Below are 20393 nucleotides of genomic sequence, written 5' to 3' on the forward strand. Positions count from 1 at the left end.
TCCTTGCCGTCAGCCCGCCGGGAAGTAGTGGCCGTTGTCCAGATCGGCAAGCAGGCCGGGCTGAGCGGGTTCCCAGCCGAGGGTCTCGCGGCTGATGAGGTTGGACGCCGGGTAGCTCTGCGTGACCACGTTGGCCAGGAACCCGAAGTGCCCCGGCAGCATCAGTTCGTCCAGGGGCACACTCACGGCGGGCACACCCAGCCGGCTGCCGATGGCCTCGGCGATCTCGCGAACCGGGATGCCCCCGTCCGCGACGGCGTGCCAGTACCTGCCAGCCGGGCCCTTCTCCAGCGCCAGGCGGAACAAGGAGGCGACATCGCGGACGTGCACGGCGTTCCACAGGTTCGCGCCGTCTCCGGGATAACCGGCGAAGCCCTTCTCCTTCGCGAGCGCGATCAGCATGGGAAGGAAGCCGGCACGGTCCGTCGTGCTGTGCGCGATGTTGGCGATCCGCACGACCGAGGACCGCACTCCCCGCTCGGCAAGCCCGATCACGGCAGCTTCCACGGCGTTACGGGCCCGCAGGGTGCCCTGGTGCTCGTCGCCGACGGGAAGGGCCGGGTCGGCCTCGGTGGCCGGCCGGCTCAGGCTCCGCACGTTCCCGGGCGAACCGATGCTCCCCGCCGCGACCAGCGGCTTTCCGGTTCCCGCGAGTGACTCGCCGTACGCGAGCACCACGGGGAGCTCCGCGGCGGTCACGGCGTCGATCCCGCCGGACGGAAGCAGGTCCTGTCTGTGCGCGACGTGGATGACGCCGTCTGAGTCCGCGGCCGCCTCCTTGAGCCTCTCGAGGTCTTGAAGGTCGCCGCGGAGCGCCTTCGCGCCGAGCGCGGACAGCGCCGCCGCGGCCGTGTCCGACCGGGCCAGGCCGGTAACCTCGTGCCCGGCAGAGACGAGCTCGGGGATGATGTACGAACCGGAGTGGCCGGTCCCGCCAGCGACGAAGACGCGCAAGCTGCTGCTCCCTGTGAGTGAGTTGTGCGGGTGAGTTGTACGGGTGAGTGATGCGCCGGATGGTGGTGCGGGGCCCGCTCAGCCGGTGAACTCGTCGACGCCGAGGGCGAAGTCCCAGTGGCCGACCCCGTTGCCGGCGAGGCTCACCGTGACCAGGCCCATCCCTTCCAGCCAGTGCGCCATCCTCAGCCCGCCGACGTCCAGCGGACGAAGCCCGAGGCTCTCGATGAACGCGGCCACACCAGCCTTGGCCTGCGCGTCGTCGCCGGCGATGAAGACACCGGGCCGGCGCTGCTCCAGGACATCGCGGAAGATCGTGTTGAAGGCCTTCACAACGCTCGCGCCGGCCGGAGCCACCTTGGCGACCTCCCGCGCGATCGAGGTCTCCTCGCCGTGGGCAAGTCCGTCGAACGTGGCGTTGAAGGGGTTGCTGATGTCCACGATGACCTTGCCCGCGAGGGCGTCCCCGTACTCGGCGACGACCGGGACGACGCCGTCGGCCAACAGAGCCGTGATGACGATGTGCCCGGCCGGGACGGCGCCCCACTTGCCCGCGATCGTGCCGCTGCCCAGAGCCCTGGCCAGGTCATCAGCCTTCGACTGGTCGCGTCCCATGACCTCGACGGTGTTACCGCCCGCCACCGCGAGCGTGCCGATGGCGCGGGCCATGTTCCCCGTACCGATGAGGGTGATCGTGCTCATGAGGTGTGCTCTCTTCCTGGTGCGTGGTTCTGGTGCGTGGTTCAGATGGCGGTGGTGCCGCCGTCGGCGACCAGTTCCAGGCCGTTGACGTAGCTGGAGTCGTCGGAGGCGAGGAACAGGGCGACGGCAGCGATCTCGTCGGGGCGGCCCATCGTTCCGCGAGGGATGAGGGACTCGAATGCGGCCTTGGTCGCCTCGTCGAACAGCTCTTCCTGCTTGGCGGTGGCGACCTGGCCGGGGGTCAGCACGTTGACCCGGATCTTGCGGTCGCGCAGCTCGTTGAGCCAGACGCGGGCCCACGCCTGCTGGACGGCCTTGCTTCCCGCGTAGAGGCTCCAGCCGGGGAAGGCGCCGAGGGAGGCGTTGGAACCGGTCATGAGGATCGAGCCGTTGTCGTTGATCAGCGGCAGTGCCTTCTGCACCGTGAACAGGGTGCCGCGCGCGTTGAGCGAGAAGGCGCGGTGGAACTGTTCCTCGGTGATCTCGCCGAGGGCGGCAGGTTCGCCCATCCCGGCGCTGGCCCACAGCACGTCGATCGAGCCCTTCTCGCGCTTGACGGTGTCGTACAAGCGGTCCAGGTCGTCCAGCTCGGCCGCGTCACCCTGGACAGCAGTGACGTTGCGGCCGATCAGCTTGACGGCGTCGTCCAGCGCCTCCTGCCGCCGGGCCTGGATGAAGACGTGCGCTCCCTCCTCGACGAACAGCTTGGCACCCGCGAGTGCCATTCCGGTGGATCCGCCGGTGATTACCGCTACCTTGCCATCGAGCTTTCCCACTATCACTCCGTTGCATTGATGGGTATTTCAATCAATACCCGACGCCGAATTCTTCTACCGAATTCGTAAGGTGTTCAGCTCGGGCTCCAATGAACGATGCCATTGGCGTGAGCTTTGTGTCCAAGACCCTTTTCAGCCGTGGTGATACCTTGGGGGCATTGCCGGACCGGGAGGCTCCATGGATCTGGACCTGCGCAAGCTGCGCTACTTCGTCGCCGTCGCCGACAGGCTGCACTTCGGTCGCGCCGCCGAGGATCTGCACATCGCGCAGCCGGTGCTCAGCCGGCAGATCCGCGCCCTCGAACAGGAGCTCGGCGCCACGCTGTTCACGAGGAACAGCCACGGCGCAGCGCTGACCGACGCGGGTCGGCAACTGCTGGACGACGCCGGTCCGCTGCTCGCCTCCGCGCACGCCGTACGGCGCCGGGTTTCCCTGGCCGCCCACGGCGGCCAGCGGCTGGTGGTCGGCTTTCGGGCCGGCATCCCGGTCATCCCGGCGGCGCGGGAGTTCGAGGCGCGGCATCCGGACGTGGTCGTGGACGTGCAGCGCCTGGAATGGGACGACCAGGCCCCGATGCTGCTCGACGGCCGCGTCGACGTCGGCTATGTGCGGCTGCCCATCGACGAGACCGGCCTGCGCCTGACGCCGCTCTACACCGAGCCGCTCATGGTGGTCCTGCCCGCCGGTCACCGGTTGGCCGGCAAGGAGGAGGTCACCGAGGCCGACCTGGCCGGCGAGCCGCTGGTCTGGCACGCCGACGCGAGCACGCAGCCCACCAGGCGCCCGCACCCCGATTCCGGGCTCCGGGTGCGCGGGGTGGAGGAGAAGCTCGAGCACGTCGCGGCCGGTCGGGGCATCTCGTTCGTGGGGCGTTCGGAGACCGTGTTCTACACACGTCCGGACATCAGCTATGTGCCCATCCCGGATCTGGCGCCCGAGCAGATATATCTCGCCATGGCAGCGGCGCGCACCTCGCCGATGGCCGACGACTTCTTCGCCGCGGCTCAGGCGACTGCTGAGATCACCGCGGAATGCGGGAACTATGAGATGTGGCAGCGTGCAAATGACGCCGTCTCGAAGCGCGGCTGATCGGTTCGACAACAGCGGCGCCGATGAGTTTCCCGCGTCGTCCCGGTCTCTGTACGTGCCGGTCTCAGCGCTGAGGACCCGGTGACGGAAGGCCCGACCGACGGAAGGCATGGAGCCATGCGAAGACTGCGCTACGGGATGAATGTGAGCCTGGACGGCTACATCGCCGCGCCCGGTGACAACATCGGCTGGAGCGAGCCGAACGACGAGCTGTTCCAGTGGTGGCTCGACGAGGAGGTGGCGATCGAGCTGTTCCTGTACGGGCGCAAGCTGTGGGAAATCATGAGCTCCTACTGGCCGACCGGAGACCAGCAGCCGGGCGCCACCCCGGCGCAGATCGAGTTCGCGCAGAACTGGCGGGACACGCCCAAGGTGGTGTTCTCGTCGACGATCGACACGGTCGACTGGAACGCTCGCCTGTTCGACGGCGATGCCGTCGCGGAGATCACGCGGCTCAAGGCCGAGGACGGCGGGCCGATGCGGGTCGGCGGCGCGGCGCTCGCCGGAGCGGCCATGCGGGCCGGGCTGATCGACGAGTACGCGGTCGTCACCCATCCGGTCCTGCTGGGTGGCGGCACACCGTTCTTCAGCGCGCTGGACGGCTGGGTGAACCTGAACCCGGTGGAGACACGGACGTTTTCCGGCGGGGTGACCATGAACAGATACGAGACGAGGCGCTGAGCGCGACCTCACCTCACCCGATTCGGATGACGCGCGGGGCCCGTGCCCGACGAATACTGGCACCGAGAGTGAGGTCGAGATGTGTCGTTGGCTCGCATACTCAGGTTCGCCGGTCCTCCTGGAGGATCTTCTCTACAAGCCAGAGAACTCACTGGTGGTGCAGAGCAGACACTCACGGCTGGGCGCGGAGGCCATCAACGGTGACGGTTTCGGTGTCGGCTGGTACGGCGCCCTGGATGAACCGGGCATCTACCACAGCACCGAGCCGGCCTGGAACGACCGCAACCTGCGAGAGATCTCGGCCCACGCGTCCGCCGGGCGGGTCTTCGCGCACATCCGCGCATCGACCGGCACGGATGTGCAGCAGACCAACTGTCATCCGTTCCGTCATCACCGCTGGCTCTGGATGCACAACGGGGCCATCGCGGACTTCGCGGTGCTGAAGCGCGACCTGGCCCTGGCCGTCGATCCCGCCCTCTACCCGGAGATCGAGGGGTCGACTGACTCCGAGGTCTTCTTCTTCCTGGCCCTGACCTTCGGGCTCGAAGAGGACCCGCCCGAAGCAGTGGCCCGAGCAGTCGGCCTCATCGAGGAGACGGGGCGACGTCACGGCATCGAGAACCCGATCCAGATGACGGTGGCCACCACCGACGGGAGCGCCACGTGGGCGTTCCGCTACTCCAGCGCGGGTAAGTCCCGGTCGCTGTTCCACAGCACCGACGTCTCGACGCTCCGCCTCCAGTACCCCGACAACCCGGTGCTGCACGAGCTCTCCGACGACGCCCGGCTCGTGGTGTCCGAACCACTCGGGGACCTGCACGGGGCATGGCGAGAGGTGCCGGAGTCCACGTGCCTCGTCGTCCATGACGGCCGCGAGGAGCTGCGCGAGTTCTCACCCACGCCAGCCCTGAGATAACGGCGCTTGGTGGGGCCCTCGCGGACTCCCTGCGGACCAGGTGCGGACTGCGGACGGTCACAGCGCACCCTGCGCCGGCTTCCCGCCAAGGCCCCGTTCGGCCGTAAGGTTCCGAGCATGTGCTGCGCTCCCGCCCTTGCGACCACAAGCCGATGAACCAGGGCACCCCTCCCGAAGAGCTGCCGGCCGAGGTCCTGGACGACGTGGCCAGTGTGGTCGGGGCAGAGGTCGCTCCTCTCGGTCGCCTCACCGGGGGCGTCAACGGGGGTGCCGTGCGCGTCCAGCTCGCCGGAACAGCAGATGCGGTTCTCAAGGCAGTGCCCCTGGTACACCCCCACCAGCTGGACGAGACGTTGCGCGCCCGGAGAGTCGTCGAGCACATGCGGAGGCGCGGCTATCCCACCCCCGCGTGGCTCGGGGTAGGGGCCACGGCCACTCACGTCTGGCATCTGATGGACTTCGTCGACGCGGCTCCCGCGCCGGAGCTGACCCCGTCCCTCGTCGAGCAGCTGATGGAGATCGTCGAGCTCCAGGCCGGCCAGGCCTCCGAGCCCTACGACCACTGGTCGTACGCCTGGCGGGTCGCCACCGGTCAGGAACCGGGCATCGCCGGGCCGGAACTCGGCGAGACGTCCGAGCAGTCGCGTCTGCGCCAGTCCATAGCCGGGCTCTCGGGGTATTCCTCCGAGGTGTCGGCCCTGGTCGAGCGCCTGCGGCTCGGGTGTGCCGACGTCCCACCACCACGAGACGCACCGGACATGGTCCATGCCGATCTCGCGACCCCCGGCAATATCCTGGTCCGTGACGGAGCGGTGGTGGCGGTCGTGGACATCGGGAACGCAGGCAGCGGCACGAGGGCGATCGATCTCACCACCCTCGTGTGGTACGCCTTCCGGGATCCGCTGCTGGACGGTGTCCGAGGGCGGCTGTGGACAAGAATCCTCGACCTGATCGGCTGGGACGGGGCGGCGGTGCTCACAGCGGCACACATCCTCCACATGCTCGAGATCCCCATCCGGCACGGGCGCCACGATGCCGTTCCAGGGGTGGTCGACCGCGGCCATCGTGCCCTCGACGAGCTGAACGCGCTTCGCTAGTCGCGTGGCGAAGCATGCAGGTCAGAGCGTTAAAAGCGGACGAGTCGGCCTGTACGCCGGGTTCTGTTCCCGCGCGCGGTTACCCCCGCGCGGGCGACGGTCATCCATCTAGGCCCTGCGTTGCCGCAGGGCTCGAGCGGTCTACCCGACTGTGCTTCTCAGAAGAGAATCGGGCGAGCAGCCCTCAAACACCGTCTGTCTGACCTTGCTCCAGGTGGGGTTTACCTAGCCGCCGCCGTCACCGGCGGCGCTGGTGGTCTCTTACACCACCGTTTCACCCTTACCCCCGGTCCGGAGACCGAGGGCGGTCTGTTTTCTGTGGCACTGTCCCGCGGGTCACCCCGGGTGGCTGTTAACCACCACCTTGCCCTGTGGAGCCCGGACGTTCCTCGGCGGGCACCCGAGGGTGCCCGACGCGACCGCCCGACCGACTCGTCCGCAGGTAGAAGAGTACCTGCCGGACGCCGGTTCAGACGTCCACGCGGTACCCGAGCGTCAGCTCGTCCCCCGACACCCCGCGGATACCCCAGTTCTCGCGCGGGCTCTCCAGGATCACGACCTCCAGGTCGTCCGCCGCCAACCCGAGGTGCGCCGCGACGTCGTCGTACAGGGCGGCGATCAGCGCGCGCTTCGCCTCGCGGCTGCGGCCGGTGAAGCAGACGATCTCCACGACCAGGTAGGCGTCCGAGCGCGGGGCGACCAGGTCGCCGTCGTCCAGCAGGAGGAAGCGGTGGAACCGCTTCTCCGGCGGGAGCTGCCAGGTGCGAACGAGCGCCCCGTGGAGCGCGTCGGAGACCTCCGCGCGCCGCTCGCCCCAGACCGACCGGTTCCCGTACACCTTGACCTGCGCCATGGCCGCCCACCCTAGTGGGCCGGGCCACCTGTCCGGGCGGCGAATTAGGCTAGGCGCGTGCTCCTGCTCCTGCCGCCCTCCGAGGGCAAGACGCCCGCGCCCGACGGCGCCGCTCCCCTCGACCTCACCACCCTGGCCCACCCGGAGCTCACCGACCGGCGCGAGCAGGTGCTCGCCGAGCTGGCGCAGGTCAGCGCGCGGCCCGACGCCACGGCGGCCCTCGGGGTGAGCGACGGGCTCGCCGAGGAGGTGGCGCGCAACACCACCCTCCGCGCGGCGCCAGCGGCGCCCGCCGCCGAGGTCTACACGGGCGTCCTGTACGCGGCGGCCGGCCTCGCCGCCCTGCCCGACGCCGCCGCGCGGCGGGCGCAGGCGAGCGTCCTCACCTTCTCGGGGCTGTGGGGCGTGGTCGCTCCCGGCGACCGCATCCCCGCCTACCGGCTCGGCATGGGCGTCGGGCTGCCCGACGCCGGCCGGCTCGCCACGTTCTGGAAGCCCGCCCTCGCCGAGGTGCTCGACGCGCGGGCCGCGGGCGACGTCGTCGTGGACTGCCGGTCCGCGACCTACGTCGCCGCCTGGAAGCCGCGGACGACGGCCGCCGCCGACGGGACGCCGTCCGCCGAGTGGGTCGAGGTGCGCGTGCTGCGCGAGACGGACGGGAAGCGGACCGTCGTGTCGCACAACGCCAAGCACACCCGCGGGGTGCTGGCCGGGCACCTGCTGCGCCGCGAGCACGAGGCCCGGACCAGCGAGGACGTGCTCAAGGCCGCCCAGGAGCTGGTCGGATCCGTGGTGCTCACCGAGATCGGCTCGGGCAAGGACCAGACGCTCATCGAGGCGAACCTGCTCGACGGCAAGCCGCGCGGCCCGCGGACGCTGGAGCTCGTCCTGGCGTAGGCGAGCGGCCCGGTGTCCGGGTAACGGCTGGGCCACAGGCCTGGCGCCAACGCCTACCGACCGGTTGGATGTGCGGTCATGAGGATCAGCAGCCTGACGGGCGCCAGGATCGCAGTGGCCGCGGCATTCTTCGCGCAGGGCTTCGTCTTCATCAGCCTCACCACCCGGCTGCCGCGGTTCCTGGACCGGTGGGGGCTGGACGAGGTGGCGCTCTCGCTGCTGCTGCTCATGATGGTGCTGCTCGCAGGCGTCGGGTCGCTGGTCGCCGAGCGGGCCGCGCACCGAGTCGGCAGCGCGCCGATGCTCCGGCTCGGGCTCGGGCTGATGGTCGTCGCGGTCCCGGCGATCACCCTGGCGCCGGCCGTCGGCTTCTTCGTCGGCGGGGTCGCCCTCTACGGGATCGCGCTCGGCCTGGTCGACGCAACCTCCAACATGCAGGCCGTCGACCTGGAGCACCGGTACGGCCGCCCGATCCTGCCGTCGTCGCACGGCTACTGGACCACCGGCGGCATCCTCGCCGCCGCGATCGCCCTGGCCACGGGGCACCTCTCCCCCACCGTCGGCGCGTTCGTCGCGCTGGTCCCCGCGGCCATCGCGTTCGCGCGCTTCGTCCCGCGCGTCGCGGCCGGGGCCGGCGGCGCACCCGGGGTCGACGTCGCGGCCCGGGTCGACGTCGCGCCCGGGGTGGACGTCGCGCCCGGCCTCGCGCCGGACGCCGCCCCGATCCCGTGGAAGCCCATCTGGCTCGTGGGCGCCGGGCTGGTCGTGTTCTACATGGTCGACACCACGGCCTCGACCTGGGGTCCCGTCTACCTCGCGCGCTCCTTCGACGCGCCCGGCAACCTCGTGGCCCTGGCGACCTTCCCCTACCTGGTGACGTCGATCATCGTGCGGCTGGCCGGCGGGCAGCTCGTGACCCGGTTCGGCGTGGTGCCGCTGCTCCGGATCGGGTCGGTCGTCGCCTGCGGGGCGCTGACGCTGGTGGCGCTCGCGCCGACCTGGCAGGTCGCCGTCGCCGGGTTCACGGTGCTCGGCGCGGCGGTCGCCCTGGTGGCGCCGCTCAGCTTCTCGGCCGCGGGCCGCATCGCCGCAGGGACGGCCGCCGACGGAACGGCAGGCGCCACGGCGGACGGCTCAGCGCCCGCCGAGCCCGACCGCGCCCGCACCGACGCCGTCATCGCGCGGTTCAACCAGTTCAACTACGTCGGCGCCCTGCTCGGGGCGGTGCTCACCGGCTTCGTGGGCGCCGACAACCTGCGGCTCGGGTTCGCCCTGCCCGCCGTCCTCGTGCTGGCGTTGGTGCCGCTCGCCCCGGCGTTCGCCCGGGGCGCGCTCAACCGTCGATAGCTCAACCATCGGTAGCTCAACCGTCGGTAGGCACCCCGGCGGCGGTCACCTCGGTGGTGCCGTCCTCCCACAGGCGCAGCACCGACAGCGACGCTGGCGGGACGCGCAGCCGCGCCCAGTACGAGGCGGGCGCCCCCAGCGCCTGCCCGACGGCGGTGCGGATCTGCCCCGCGTGCCCCACCACCACGACCGTGCGGTCCACTCCGCCGGCCAGCAGCTCGGTCAGCCCGTCCCAGACGCGGGCGCCGAGCTGCGCGTAGGACTCTCCGCCCGGCGGCACGAAGGTGCCGGTCGAGTGCCACTGCGCCAGCTCACCCGGCCAGCCCTGCTCGATCTCCGCGGCGGTACGCCCCTCCCACTGCCCGAACCGGCTCTCCGCGAACCGGTCGTCGGTGCTCACGTGCAGCCCGAGGCGCCGTCCCACTGCTGACGCCGTCTCCTGGGTGCGCAGCGTCGGGGAGGCGACGAGCGCCGTCGGACGGGGCAGGTCCGGCCAGAGGCCGCCGCCGCGCATGCCGCCCGACGACGACGCGCCGGCCCGCGGCACCCGCCCGATGCGGAACACGGCGTCCGCCGCCTGGGCCGCCTGGAGCCTGCCGCGGGCGCTCAGCGACGGGCCGGGCGCGTCCGAGCCGGAGTAGACGCCGACCTCCGTCAGCGGGGTCACGCCGTGCCGGACGAGCACCACGGTGAGCGGGACGGCGTCGTCGAACCTCGTGGGGATGCCCGAGGGACGCACGTGCGTGTCGAGGCCGGGCGCCTCGCTCATGCGCGGGTCATCCGGCAGTTCATCCAGCAGCTCATCCGGCCGCAGCGCCGGTCGTCGACGCGACGCGCACCAGGATGCGACCGCACTCCTCGCAGCGCACCACGGCGTCGGGCGCCGCGCTGCGGATCCTGTCCAGGTCGACCGGCGGCAGGTCCATGCGGCAGCCGTCGCAGCGGTTGCCGTTCAGCACCGCCGCGCCCGTGCCGCCGAGCTGCGCGCGGAGCTTCTCGTAGAGCGCCACCAGACCGGCGTCGAGGCCCTCGACCTCGGTCGCGCGGCTGGCCGCGAGCGCCGCGACCTGCGCGTCGACGTCGGCCCAGCCCGCGTCGCGCTCGCCCTCGACCTTGGTCTTCTCCGCGACGAGCTCGTCGTTCGCGGCCTCGACCTTGGCCAGTGCGTCCTCGTGCGCGTCGAGGCGCTCCATGACGTCGAGCTCGACCTCCTCCAGCGCGGCCTGGCGGGCGGCGAGCGAGCGGAGCTCGTCGGTGAGCGCGACGGCGTCCTTGGCGCTCACGCTGCCGGTGTCCAGCCGCTGCTGGTCGCGCGCGGCGCGGTTGCGCACCTGCTCGACGTCGCTCTCTGCCTTGGTGAGCTCGCGCCGCAGGTCGGCCACCCGGGTCCGCGACTCGACGAGCGAGGCGCGCAGGTCGGCGATCCGGCCGTCGAGCTCGGTCAGCTGCGTGAGCGCGGGAAGGCTCTTGCGCGTGTGGGCGAGCTGCTGAGCGCGGGTGTCGAGCGCCTGGACCTCCAGCAGCCTGCGCTGGTCTTCGGGTGGTGCAGTAGCCACGGGAGGCGTCCTCTCGGTCGTGATCTGGGGGTGGTCCAACGCTACCCCGCGCCCGAGGTCCCGGGCGCACCCGGATGCACCAGGAGCGGGGTGCTCAGCGGGACGGGATCTGGCCCGTCCAGGGGTCGGTGACCAGCTCGCTGACGCGGGCCTCGACCGCGAGGTCGTCGGTCGCGAGCACCGCGGCCAGGTCCTCGACGGCGTAGCGCAGCCAGGGCCACTCGCTCGCGTAATGGGCGGTGTCCACGAGGAAGGGGGTGCCCGCCGGTCCGGGGGTGCCGGCCGCCCGGGCCTCGAACTCGGCGCGTTCGCGCAGCTCGGAGGCCGGGTGGTGGCGCAGGTCGGAGGTGACGTAGACGTCGGCGGCGGACGCGCGGACGGCGTCGAAGTAGCCGTCGCCGGACCCGCCGAGGACGGCGGCCGTGGTCACCGGGGCGTCCGGGTCGCCGGAGTAGCGGATGCCTTGTGCGGTGGCGGGCAGGGCGGCCGCGACGCGGCGTGCGAAGCCGGCGAGGGTGGTGGGCTCGGCGAGGCGGCCGACGCGGCCGATGCCGCGGGCGTCGTCGGGCCCGTCGGCGCCGGGGGTGCGGGGGGTGCCGGGGGTGGCGCCGCTCACCTCGAGCGGTCGCCGGTCGGTGATGCCGACCAGGTCGGCGAGGGCGTCCGCGACCCCGCGCGGCGCGGCGTCGGCGTTCGTGTGCGCCACGTGCAGGGCGCAGCCGCCGGTGACCAGCCGGTGCACCACCGACCCCTTGAAGGTGGTGGCCGCCACGGAGCTGACGCCGCGCAGGAACAGCGGGTGGTGGGTGACGAGCAGGTCGGCGCCCCAGTCGAGGGCCTGGTCGACGACGGCGGTCACCGGGTCCACCGCGAACAGCACCTTGCGCACCGGGGCGGCCGGGTCGCCGGCCACGAGGCCCACGGCGTCCCAGCCCTCGGCCGTCGACGGCGGGTAGAGGCCGTCGAGCGCGGCGACCACCTGGGCCAGCGTGGGAGGTGCGTCGGGGGCGGGGGCGTCGCTGCTGCTCACCCGGTGCAGCGTAGTAGCCGCGGGATGACCGGTGCGCCCGTTACGCCGGAAACGTGCTCTGACCTGGGCGTTTATCGAGCCGCTCACCGAGCGGACGGGCCGTGACCTTGCTACGGTCCTTCACTTATGGGGGATACCGTCGAGCACCGCCTGGGCGGGCCACCGACCATGCGCGCCAGACTGACCGCTGCCGTCCGCGAGCGCGTCGACATCCGCGATCTCATGCCGTCGCGCGCCGACTACGACCTGCGGCCGCGCACGCTGCGGTCCGACCTGCTGGCCGGCATCACGGTGGGTGTCGTCGCCCTGCCGCTCGCGCTCGCGTTCGGCGTCAGCTCCGGCGTCGGGCCGGCCGCCGGGCTCGTGACGGCGGTCGTGGCCGGCGTCGTCGCCGCCGTCTTCGGCGGGTCGAACCTGCAGGTCAGCGGCCCCACCGGGGCCATGGCCGTGGTCCTGGCGCCGATCGTCGCGCAGCACGGCGTCGGCTCGGTCGCGCTGGTGACCCTGCTCGGCGGCGCGCTCGTGCTCGTGTGCGGGCTGCTCCGGCTGGGCCGCGTGGTCACCTACATCCCGTGGCCCGTCGTCGAGGGCTTCACGCTCGGCATCGCCGCGATCATCTTCCTGCAGCAGGTGCCGGCCGCCGTCGGCACCGCCGCCGAGACCGGGCACAACACCCTGGTCACGGCAGTGCGGTCGGTCGGAACCGCGATCGGGTCCGGCAGCCCGGCCGACGGCGGGCTGCCCACCTGGGCGTGGACGCTGGGGGTCGTGGCCGTGGTCGCCGCCGTCATGCTCCTGCTGCCGCGCGTGGCCGGCGCCCTGCCCGCGTCGCTGGTCGCCGTGGCCCTGGTGACACTGCTGGCGGAACTGTTCGACGCGCCCGTGCCGCGCATCGGCGGGCTGCCCAGCTCCCTGCCCGTCCCCGTGCTGCCCGACGCGACCCCGGACGCCGTCCGCGACCTCGTGGGCGCCGCCGTCGCCGTCGCGGCGCTGGCCGCGATCGAGTCGCTGCTGTCCGCCCGGGTGGCGGCAACGATGAGCGGCGCGCAAGGCCGCACGGCGACCTACCACCCCGACCGCGAGCTCGTCGGGCAGGGGTTCGCGTCGCTGGCCAGCGGCGTGTTCGGCGGCATCCCCGCGACCGGCGCCATCGCGCGGACGGCGGTCAACGTGCGCTCCGGGGCGCGCACCCGCCTGGCCGCCGTCGTGCACGCGCTGGTGATCCTCGCCGTCATCTACCTGGCCACCGGACCCGTGGGGCACATCCCGCTCGCCGCGCTCGCCGGGGTGCTCATGGTCACCTCGTTCCGCATGATCGGCGCCTCGACCATCCGGTCGGTGCTGACCTCCACCCGGCCCGACGCGCTCACGTTCGTGGTCACCGCCGTGATCACCGTGGCCTTCGACCTCATCGACGCCGTCCAGATCGGACTGCTCGTCGCGGCGTTCTTCGCGCTGAAGGCGGTGGCGGGCGCCGCGGCGGTGCACCGCGAGCCCCTGCCCGGCGTCGCGCACGAGGGCGACGAGCGCATCGCGCTGTTCCGGTTGGAGGGCGCCATGTTCTTCGGCGCGTCCGACCGGATACTGAGCGAGGTCACGGCGATCACGCACCGGGAGCGCGCGGGGCGGGGCGGGGCCGACGACGAGCCCTGCCTGCGCGAGCCCGTCGACGTGGTGATCCTGTGGCTCTCCCACCTGCAGCTCGTGGACGCCACCGGGGCGCGGGCGCTGGCCGATCTCGTGCTGGAGCTCGAGCAGCGCGACGTGACCGTGCTGGTCAAGGGGATCCAGCCGCAGCACCGGAAGCTCCTGGAGGCGGTAGGCCTGACCCGGATGCTGGCGCACGAGAGCCACCTGTTCACCGATCTGCCCGCCGCGGTGGAACACGCGAGGTCGCATGTACCGGCGCCGCTGACGGCATAGGCTCGGACCGTGACCGAGTCAGCATCCTCCCCAGCGCCCCGTATGAACGTCGAGTCCTTCAACCTCGACCACCGCGCCGTCGCCGCGCCCTACGTGCGTCTCGCGGACCGCAAGCAGCTCCCGCACGGCGACGTCATCGTCAAGTACGACGTGCGCTTCACCCAGCCCAACGTCGCGCACCTCGAGATGCCGACGGTGCACTCCCTCGAGCACCTGTTCGCGGAGCACTCGCGCAACCACTCCGACGCCGTCCTGGACTTCTCCCCCATGGGCTGCCAGACCGGCTTCTACCTGATGTTGCAGGGCGAACCCGAGTACGACGACGTGCTCGCGCTGATCGACGCGACCCTGCGCGACATCGTCGCGGCCACCGAGGTCCCGGCCGCGAACGAGGTGCAGTGCGGCTGGGGCGCGAACCACACGCTGAGCGGTGCGCAAGAGGCGGCGTCCGCGTTCCTGTCCGCGCGCGGCGTGTGGTCGGAGGTCTACGCGAAGGGCGCGCCGGGCGAGGCCTCGGCCGCCGACGCCGCCGCCCGCGACGCCGCGGCCCGTGAGGCGGCCGCGCGTGACGCCGAGGTCGGCCTCCAGCGGGAGGGTTCGCCGCTGCCGGGAACTCCATTGCCCGGTTCGCCGGTGTCGCCGGAGCAGACCGGCGGGGCCAACCGGTGAGCGCCGAGCCCGTACCTGTTCCTGTCGCCGTCGTGCTCGTCGCGATGGACGACGAGGCGGCGCCGTTCCTCTCCCTCGCGTCCGACGTCGGAGAGCCCGAGCGGGTCGGCCTCGCCGAGCAGCGCACGGTCACGCTGGCCGGCCGGCCCGTCGTGCTGGTGCGCACCGGCATCGGCTTCGTCAACGCGACGGCCGCCGGCACCGGCGCGATCCTCCGGTACGGCACGGGCGTGCCACTGATCAGCGCGGGCAGCGCCGGCGGCCTCGCCAAGGACGTCGCCGTGGGCGACGTCGTGCTCGGCGCCCGCCTCGTGAACGCGGACGCCGACGCGCGCGCCTTCGGCTACGTGCTCGGCCAGGTGCCGGGCATGCCGGAGGCGTACGACGCCGCCCCCGCGCTTACCGACGCCGTGCGCCGTGCCGCGACCACGGTCGACGACCAGGTGCTGCGCGAGGGCAGCATCGGGTCCGGCGAGAAGTTCGTGACCAGCGACCTCGCTCAGCAGCTCCGCGCCGACTTCCCCGACGTGCTCGCCGTCGACATGGAGTCGGCCGCGCTGGCCCAGCTCTGCCACAACTTCGGCGCGGACTTCGTGTCGGTGCGGGCCGTCTCCGACCTGTGCGCCCCCGACGGCACCGAGTTCCGCACCCACGTGGACGACGCCGCGCACCGCTCCGCCGAGGTGGTCACGGCCACGATCGGGCTGCTGGGCGGCTGACGGTGGCGGTCTCGCGGGCGTCTGTCTCGCGGGCGTCTGTCTCGCGGACGTCTGTCTCGCGGGCCGCGGCCCGGAGCTGCGCGACCGCGTGGGCGATGAGCGCGGCCCGGCGCCGGTCGTGGCGGGCGTGCACGACGATGCGCCGCGCGACGGCGGGCCGGACCACGGGCCGGGCGACGAGGCCCTCGGGCAGGTCGGTGACCGCCAGGAGCGGCAGGACCGTCACCCCGACCCCCGCCAGCACCAGCCGGAGCGCCGCCCGGTGGTCGTCGAGCCGGGCCGCGTAGCGCGGGGTGAACCCGGCGGCGCTGCACGCGGTCAGGACGATCTGCCCGATCGGGCTGTCGTAGATGTCGTAGTCGATCCAGGGCTCGCCGGCGAGGTCCCGGAGACTCACCTCGGGGCCGGCCTCGGGGCCGGCCTCGGAGCCGGCCTCGGGGCCGGCGACCAGCGGGTGGTCGGCCGGGAGCACCGCCACGAAGCCCTCGACGGTGAGCTCGTGCCGCCGGTATCCGTCGAGGTGCACCTCGGCCCCGCCGGCGGGCTCGGTCCGGACGTCGAGGTCCGGCCGCCGTCGTCCGCGCCCGTCGACGGGCTCGTTCAGGCTGATCTCGACGGTGAGGTTGGGCTGGAGCTCGCGGACGCCTCGCACGACGGCGGGCATCCACTGCTCGGCGGCCGAGGCGAAGCAGGCGATCGCCAAGTGCTGGCCCTGGCCGCTGCGGAGGTCCGCCACGACCCGTTCGAGCAGGCCGAAGTCTGCCAGGAGCACCTGAGCCTGGTCCGCCAGGTGCCGCGCATCGTCGGTGGCGACGATGCCACGGCCCCGCTTCTCGAACAGGACCAGCCCGGTCTCGCGCGCCAGGGCGGTCATGTGCTGGCTGACCGTCGCGGGCGAGTAGCTGAGGTTCCGGGCCGCCTGGTTGATGGAGCCGGCCGCCAGGACCGCCCGCAGGATCTCGAGCCGCCGGGGATTGAGCATGACGCGACTGTACGGGGATGACGAACGGTCGCGCGGTTTTGTTTGCTTGTCCTGATCCTTTCGCGCGATCCAGGATGGCCTTCGGCTCACGAGAAGGTCGGCTGACCGGACGGCCCGGCTCACCACGAAAGGACGGCGATCGACATGACGTTCCAGGACGAGGCGGACCGCCTCCTGATCCGCTACGGCCCCAGCTTCAGCCCGCGGCTGATCGAGCGCGCCGCCGGCTCGTACGTCTACGACACCGACGGCACGCCGATCCTGGACTTCACGTCGGGACAGATGAGCTCGATCCTGGGGCACGCGCACCCGGACATCGTCGCGACGGTCTCGTCGTCGGTCGCGGCGCTGGACCACCTGTTCAGCGGCATGCTCAGCGCCCCGGTGCTCGGCCTGGCCGACCGGCTGACGGCGACCCTGCCCGCCGGCCTCGACAAGGCGCTGCTGCTGAGCACGGGTGCGGAGTCCAACGAGGCCGCGATCAAGATGGCCAAGCTGTACACCGGCCGCTACGAGATCGTCTCGTTCGACCGCTCGTGGCACGGCATGACGCAGGGCGCGGCGTCCGCGACCTTCTCGGCGGGGCGGCGCGGCTACGGCCCGCCGACGCCGGGGAACCTCGCCCTGCCCACCCCGAACGCCTACCGCTCGCCGTTCCGGTCGGTCGACGGATCGTACGACTGGGCGGCCGAGCTCGCGTACGGCTTCGCCCTGGTGGACCAGCAGTCCGCGGGCAGCCTCGCCGCGTGCGTCGTCGAACCCATCCTGTCGTCCGGCGGGATCATCGACCTGCCGCCCGGGTACCTGCGCCGGCTCAAGGAGCTGTGCGAGGAGCGCGGGATGCTGCTCGTCCTGGACGAGGCGCAGACCGGCCTGGGCCGCACCGGGACCATGTACGCGTTCGAGCGCGACGGCGTCACGCCCGACATCCTGACCCTGTCGAAGACGCTCGGCGCCGGCCTGCCGGTGGCCGCCGTCGTCACCAGTGCCGAGATCGAGCAGGTCTGCTACGACCGCGGGTTCCTCTTCTACACGACGCACGTCTCGGACCCGCTGGCGGCGGCCGTAGGGCTCACCGTGCTCGAAGTCATCGAACGCGAGGGCCTGGTCGAGCGGGCCGCGCGTCTGGGCGAACAGCTCACCGGCCGGCTGCTCGCGCTGCGCGACGCCTACGACGTGGTCGGCGACGTCCGCGGCCGCGGGCTGCTGCAGGGCGTCGAGCTGGTCCAGGACAAGGTGACCAAGGCCCCCGCCGACGCGCTGGGCAACGCCGTGACCGCGGCCTGCCTGGACCGGGGCCTGCACATGAACATCGTGCAGCTGCCGGGGATGGGCGGCATCTTCCGGATCGCGCCGCCGCTGACCATCAGCGAGGACGACCTGCACGGGGGCGTGGACATCCTGGAGGCGTCGCTCAAGTCGGTGCTGGACCGGTAGGGCTGGCGGGCCGGCAGGGGCGGCGGGCCGACAGGGGGCGGCGGGCCGACGGGGGCGCGCCGATGGGCGCCCTCAGCCCTTGGCGTCCGCGTAGCTCTCGGTCACGGCGACGCTGAGCGGGAAGTCGACGGGAAAGTCGCCGAACAGCAGCCGGCCGGTCTCGTCGGCGGCGTCCCGCACCTCTTGCGCGACGACGTCGGCGAGCGCCGCCGGCGCGTGCACCACGATCTCGTCGTGCAGGAAGAACACCAGGTGCGGCCGACGGTCGAACGGGGCCGGGGCGAGCCCGGGAGCGCCGCCGGACGTGTCCTCCCCGAGCGCCCAGAGCCGACGGCGGACGGACGCGATCCAGCACAGCGCCCACTCCGCCGCGGTGCCCTGCACCACGAAGTTCCGGGTGAACCGGCCCCAGGACCGGGTCTGGCTGCGAGCGCGGGACTGGGCGTCGGCGCCGGCGTCCTCGTCGAACGCGGAGCCCTGCACGGCAGCCCACGACTCCCCCGGCAGCGGCGAGCTGCGGCCGAGGCGGGTGGTGACCACCTCGCCCCGCTCCCCCGCCCGGGCCGCACGTTCGACCAGGTCGATGGCCTGGGGGAACGCGCGCGCCAGCCGGGGCAGCACCTGGGCGCTGACGCCGGTCGTGCCCCCGTACATGGCGCCGAGCATCCCCACCTTGGCGTGCTCGCGGGAGTCGACGGCGCCGGTGGCGACGATCCCCGCGTACATGTCGGTGCTCGCGCCGTCCTTGGTGCGGCCGGCGGCGGCCATGCGCTCGTCGCGGGACAGGGCGGCAAGCACGCGCGGTTCGAGCTGCGCGGCATCGGCCACGACGAAGGTCCAGCCGGGGTCGGAGACCACCGCGCGCCGCACGTTGTGCGGGAGCTGGAGCGCGCCGCCGCCCGTGCTCGCCCAGCGGCCCGTGACGACGCCGCCCACGACGTACTCCATGCGGAACCGCCCGTCGGGCGCCCAGGTGTCGAGCCAGTTCCAGCCGTTCGCGGTGTAGAGGCGGTAGAGGCTCTTGTACTCCAGGAGCGGCGCGATCACAGGGTGGTCGAGCTTCTCCAGCTCCCACTTGCGCAGGCTGCGCGAGCCCACACCCGCGTACTCCATGGCGCGCAGCAGGTCCTGGTGGGAGTCGGGATTGAGCGTGGGCGGGGCGTCCAGCGCAGTCCGGATCTGGTGCGCCAGGGCCTCCAGCTTCGCGGGCCGTGCCCCTGGCCGGGGCCGCGGGCCGAGCGCCTCGGTGAGGATCTCGTCGTGGATGTCGCCGCGCCACGGGAGGCCGGCGTGATGCATTTCCGCCGCGGCCAGCGCGCCCGCGGACTCCGCCGCGAGCAGGAGGCGGAGCCGGCCGGGGTCGGTGCTGTCCTTGATCGCGAGGAGCTGGGCGGCCAGCTCCGTGACGGGGTCGAGCGGGTAGGCAGGTCCGTCTGTGGCGGCGTCGGCCTGGGCAGTGGCGGCCGGTCCGCTCTCGCCGAGGTCGAAGAGTGCCTCGGCGCCGGGGTGCCGGTCGGGCCGGACCAACGCGGCCGCCGTCGGGCCGCCAGGGGGCGGGATGGGGGTGAGCCGGTCCCAGGCGGTGGGCCCGGCCTCGGCGAGCGCCGTGTGCGCCGAAAGGGTCGAGGCACGGAGCACCGCGTGCGCGAGCCGGAGGTCGTGCGCCCGGTCGACCCGGACCCCCTCGGCGAGGAGGGCGGGGTACCAGCCGTTGGTGTCGTCCCAGGTCCAGCGGACGTGAGCCGTCTCGTCGGCCGCCACCTCCTGGGCCAGAGCTGGCGCCTCGACGACCCGCGGCTCCCCCTCGGGCACGCCCGTGTCGGACACCGGCCGCAGGCCGATGCCGGAGCCGTCCCGCGAGACCACCGTGTGCATGGGGCCCAGTCTGCCGTGCGCCTCTGACACTCGGCAGGCGAGGTGGTCCTGGACTGCCCGAGGCGAACCATGAGTTATCCACAGATCTCAAATCTGTCTGGAAGCACGTACGGATGTTCTATATCGTCGACGTGTCGCCGGCACCAGGCCGAGCGTCGGATCGAGGGGGTGGACCGATGGTGCTGGCACAACCGAGCGCGACAACCGCTGGCGCACGCTCGCTCGAGGAGATCCTGACGGACCTCCAGACCGTGACACGGGAGCTGATCGGCGCCGCCAGCCCGACCGCACTGGAGGGCGCGGCCCTGGGTGGTGCGGCCGGAATCGGCGTGCGCCTCACCGCCGCGTCGCCGCTGCTGCGCGCGGTGTGCTCGCAGCTGGACATCCTCCGGATGACCTGGCTGCCACGCATCGAGGCGGACGGCATGTGGGCACTCGACGGTTCGCGGACGTTCCGGACCTGGCTCGCCCGCCGGGAGAAGGTGACCATGCGCACCGCGAGCAGGGAGACGCTCACCGGCGAACGCCTGCTCGAACACCTTCCGGCCACGCTCACCGCCGCCCTGAGCGGACGGCTCGGGATGGACCAGGTGCGCGCGATGGTCGACGTCGGCCCGACGTCGGACGACCGGTGCAAGGCACTGGTCAGCCCGGTCGACACGGGGCCGACGAGCGCGACGGCGGACGGCGGGACGGCGGACGGCGGGACGGGGACAGGCACGATGCCTGGCGACGGGACGACGCGCGGGCCGGACGCACCCGAGGGCACCGCGGCCGACGGCGGCGAGGGCACCGAGGGCACCGAGGGCACCGAGGGCACCGAGGGCACCGAGGGCACCGAGGGCACCGAGGGCACCGAGGGCACCGAGGGCACCGAGGGCACCGAGGG

General features: G+C 72.6%; 18 protein-coding genes, 1 other RNA gene and 2 pseudogenes. 11 read left to right on the forward strand and 10 right to left on the reverse strand.

Going from position 1 to position 20393, the window contains the following annotated elements:
• Positions 1-9 precede the first annotated feature (9 nt).
• The 3 genes from ACIPN7_RS13770 to ACIPN7_RS13780 all read right to left on the reverse strand — a co-directional run bounded on the left by ACIPN7_RS13770 (position 10) and on the right by ACIPN7_RS13780 (position 2438).
• Positions 10-954: an SDR family oxidoreductase gene (locus tag ACIPN7_RS13770; protein ID WP_400542743.1), complete on the reverse strand. Its 945-nt coding sequence runs from the start codon at positions 952-954 to the stop codon at positions 10-12.
• Positions 955-1032: 78 nt separating this feature from the next.
• Entirely contained in the window at positions 1033-1656 is a 624-nt protein-coding gene (locus ACIPN7_RS13775) for an NADPH-dependent F420 reductase (RefSeq protein ID WP_400542745.1), read from the reverse strand.
• 41 nt (positions 1657-1697) lie between these two features.
• Positions 1698-2438: an SDR family NAD(P)-dependent oxidoreductase gene (locus tag ACIPN7_RS13780; RefSeq protein WP_400542748.1), complete on the reverse strand. Its 741-nt coding sequence runs from the start codon at positions 2436-2438 to the stop codon at positions 1698-1700.
• A 172-nt stretch (positions 2439-2610) separates the two neighbouring features.
• On the opposite strand from ACIPN7_RS13780, the gene ACIPN7_RS13785 reads away from it, so the two are divergent.
• From ACIPN7_RS13785 to ACIPN7_RS13800, 4 genes are all read left to right on the forward strand, one after another.
• A complete protein-coding gene (locus tag ACIPN7_RS13785) occupies positions 2611-3522 on the forward strand; it encodes a LysR family transcriptional regulator (protein ID WP_400542751.1) in 912 nt (303 codons plus the stop codon).
• Positions 3523-3639: 117 nt separating this feature from the next.
• Entirely contained in the window at positions 3640-4203 is a 564-nt protein-coding gene (locus tag ACIPN7_RS13790; RefSeq protein ID WP_400542754.1) for a dihydrofolate reductase family protein, read from the forward strand.
• Positions 4204-4282: 79 nt separating this feature from the next.
• Entirely contained in the window at positions 4283-5119 is an 837-nt protein-coding gene (locus tag ACIPN7_RS13795; protein WP_400542757.1) for a class II glutamine amidotransferase, read from the forward strand.
• Positions 5120-5271: 152 nt separating this feature from the next.
• On the forward strand, positions 5272-6216 hold the full coding sequence (locus tag ACIPN7_RS13800) for a phosphotransferase family protein (protein WP_400542760.1): 945 nt from the start codon (positions 5272-5274) through the stop codon (positions 6214-6216).
• Between the two features lie 36 nt (positions 6217-6252).
• Here ACIPN7_RS13800 and rnpB read toward each other — a convergent pair.
• An RNA gene (gene rnpB / locus ACIPN7_RS13805) (RNase P RNA component class A) lies at positions 6253-6651 on the reverse strand.
• A gap of 34 nt (positions 6652-6685) precedes the next feature.
• Entirely contained in the window at positions 6686-7069 is a 384-nt protein-coding gene (locus ACIPN7_RS13810) for a tautomerase family protein (RefSeq protein WP_400542763.1), read from the reverse strand.
• Between the two features lie 57 nt (positions 7070-7126).
• Here ACIPN7_RS13810 and ACIPN7_RS13815 point away from each other — a divergent pair, with 57 nt between their 5' ends.
• Both ACIPN7_RS13815 and ACIPN7_RS13820 read left to right on the forward strand, forming a co-directional pair.
• Positions 7127-7966 carry a YaaA family protein gene (locus ACIPN7_RS13815; protein ID WP_400542766.1) on the forward strand — a complete coding sequence of 280 codons (840 nt, stop codon included), beginning with the start codon at positions 7127-7129 and terminating at the stop codon, positions 7964-7966.
• A 78-nt stretch (positions 7967-8044) separates the two neighbouring features.
• Entirely contained in the window at positions 8045-9313 is a 1269-nt protein-coding gene (locus ACIPN7_RS13820) for an MFS transporter (protein WP_400542769.1), read from the forward strand.
• A gap of 16 nt (positions 9314-9329) precedes the next feature.
• Here ACIPN7_RS13820 and ACIPN7_RS13825 read toward each other — a convergent pair whose 3' ends face one another.
• The 3 genes from ACIPN7_RS13825 to ACIPN7_RS13835 form a co-directional block, all read right to left on the reverse strand.
• A complete protein-coding gene (locus ACIPN7_RS13825; RefSeq protein ID WP_400542772.1) occupies positions 9330-10082 on the reverse strand; it encodes a histidine phosphatase family protein in 753 nt (250 codons plus the stop codon).
• Between the two features lie 31 nt (positions 10083-10113).
• On the reverse strand, positions 10114-10869 hold the full coding sequence (locus tag ACIPN7_RS13830; protein ID WP_400542775.1) for a zinc ribbon domain-containing protein: 756 nt from the start codon (positions 10867-10869) through the stop codon (positions 10114-10116).
• A gap of 94 nt (positions 10870-10963) precedes the next feature.
• Positions 10964-11899 carry a Nif3-like dinuclear metal center hexameric protein gene (locus tag ACIPN7_RS13835; RefSeq protein ID WP_400542778.1) on the reverse strand — a complete coding sequence of 312 codons (936 nt, stop codon included), beginning with the start codon at positions 11897-11899 and terminating at the stop codon, positions 10964-10966.
• Between the two features lie 168 nt (positions 11900-12067).
• Here ACIPN7_RS13835 and ACIPN7_RS13840 point away from each other — a divergent pair, with 168 nt between their 5' ends.
• The 3 genes and pseudogenes from ACIPN7_RS13840 (at position 12068) to mtnN (ending at position 15210) form a co-directional block, all read left to right on the forward strand.
• Positions 12068-13822 (forward strand): SulP family inorganic anion transporter, encoded by a 1755-nt coding sequence (locus tag ACIPN7_RS13840; RefSeq protein WP_400543261.1) that lies wholly within the window; start codon positions 12068-12070, stop codon positions 13820-13822.
• A gap of 42 nt (positions 13823-13864) precedes the next feature.
• A pseudogene (locus ACIPN7_RS13845) lies at positions 13865-14314 on the forward strand (S-ribosylhomocysteine lyase); the annotation flags it as partial.
• A gap of 173 nt (positions 14315-14487) precedes the next feature.
• A complete protein-coding gene (mtnN, locus tag ACIPN7_RS13850; RefSeq protein ID WP_400542781.1) occupies positions 14488-15210 on the forward strand; it encodes a 5'-methylthioadenosine/S-adenosylhomocysteine nucleosidase in 723 nt (240 codons plus the stop codon).
• On the opposite strand, the gene ACIPN7_RS13855 is transcribed toward mtnN, so the two are convergent.
• On the reverse strand, positions 15179-16192 hold the full coding sequence (locus tag ACIPN7_RS13855; RefSeq protein ID WP_400542784.1) for a LysR family transcriptional regulator: 1014 nt from the start codon (positions 16190-16192) through the stop codon (positions 15179-15181). The genes mtnN and ACIPN7_RS13855 overlap by 32 nt on opposite strands.
• A 144-nt stretch (positions 16193-16336) precedes the next feature.
• On the opposite strand from ACIPN7_RS13855, the gene ACIPN7_RS13860 reads away from it, so the two are divergent.
• Positions 16337-17629 carry an aspartate aminotransferase family protein gene (locus ACIPN7_RS13860; RefSeq protein ID WP_400542787.1) on the forward strand — a complete coding sequence of 431 codons (1293 nt, stop codon included), beginning with the start codon at positions 16337-16339 and terminating at the stop codon, positions 17627-17629.
• Positions 17630-17701: 72 nt separating this feature from the next.
• On the opposite strand, the gene ACIPN7_RS13865 is transcribed toward ACIPN7_RS13860, so the two are convergent.
• Complete coding sequence (locus tag ACIPN7_RS13865; RefSeq protein WP_400542790.1) at positions 17702-19504, reverse strand: bifunctional 3'-5' exonuclease/DNA polymerase; 1803 nt, start codon at positions 19502-19504, stop codon at positions 17702-17704.
• A gap of 176 nt (positions 19505-19680) precedes the next feature.
• On the opposite strand from ACIPN7_RS13865, the pseudogene ACIPN7_RS13870 reads away from it, so the two are divergent.
• Positions 19681-20393 (forward strand): annotated as a pseudogene (locus tag ACIPN7_RS13870) (hypothetical protein); the annotation flags it as partial.

The organism is Promicromonospora sp. NPDC090134 (assembly GCF_044746965.1).
Classification (GTDB): Bacteria; Actinomycetota; Actinomycetes; order Actinomycetales; family Cellulomonadaceae; genus Promicromonospora.

Coding starts and splice junctions, on each gene's coding strand:
- ACIPN7_RS13775 (WP_400542745.1), bottom strand. CDS start 1,656: ATGAGCACGATCACCCTCATCGGTACGGGGAACATGGCCCGCGCCATC.
- ACIPN7_RS13785 (WP_400542751.1), top strand. CDS start 2,611: ATGGATCTGGACCTGCGCAAGCTGCGCTACTTCGTCGCCGTCGCCGAC.
- ACIPN7_RS13790 (WP_400542754.1), top strand. CDS start 3,640: ATGCGAAGACTGCGCTACGGGATGAATGTGAGCCTGGACGGCTACATC.
- ACIPN7_RS13795 (WP_400542757.1), top strand. CDS start 4,283: ATGTGTCGTTGGCTCGCATACTCAGGTTCGCCGGTCCTCCTGGAGGAT.
- ACIPN7_RS13800 (WP_400542760.1), top strand. CDS start 5,272: ATGAACCAGGGCACCCCTCCCGAAGAGCTGCCGGCCGAGGTCCTGGAC.
- ACIPN7_RS13810 (WP_400542763.1), bottom strand. CDS start 7,069: ATGGCGCAGGTCAAGGTGTACGGGAACCGGTCGGTCTGGGGCGAGCGG.
- ACIPN7_RS13820 (WP_400542769.1), top strand. CDS start 8,045: ATGAGGATCAGCAGCCTGACGGGCGCCAGGATCGCAGTGGCCGCGGCA.
- ACIPN7_RS13825 (WP_400542772.1), bottom strand. CDS start 10,082: ATGAGCGAGGCGCCCGGCCTCGACACGCACGTGCGTCCCTCGGGCATC.
- ACIPN7_RS13840 (WP_400543261.1), top strand. CDS start 12,068: ATGCGCGCCAGACTGACCGCTGCCGTCCGCGAGCGCGTCGACATCCGC.
- ACIPN7_RS13855 (WP_400542784.1), bottom strand. CDS start 16,192: ATGCTCAATCCCCGGCGGCTCGAGATCCTGCGGGCGGTCCTGGCGGCC.
- ACIPN7_RS13860 (WP_400542787.1), top strand. CDS start 16,337: ATGACGTTCCAGGACGAGGCGGACCGCCTCCTGATCCGCTACGGCCCC.
- ACIPN7_RS13865 (WP_400542790.1), bottom strand. CDS start 19,504: ATGCACACGGTGGTCTCGCGGGACGGCTCCGGCATCGGCCTGCGGCCG.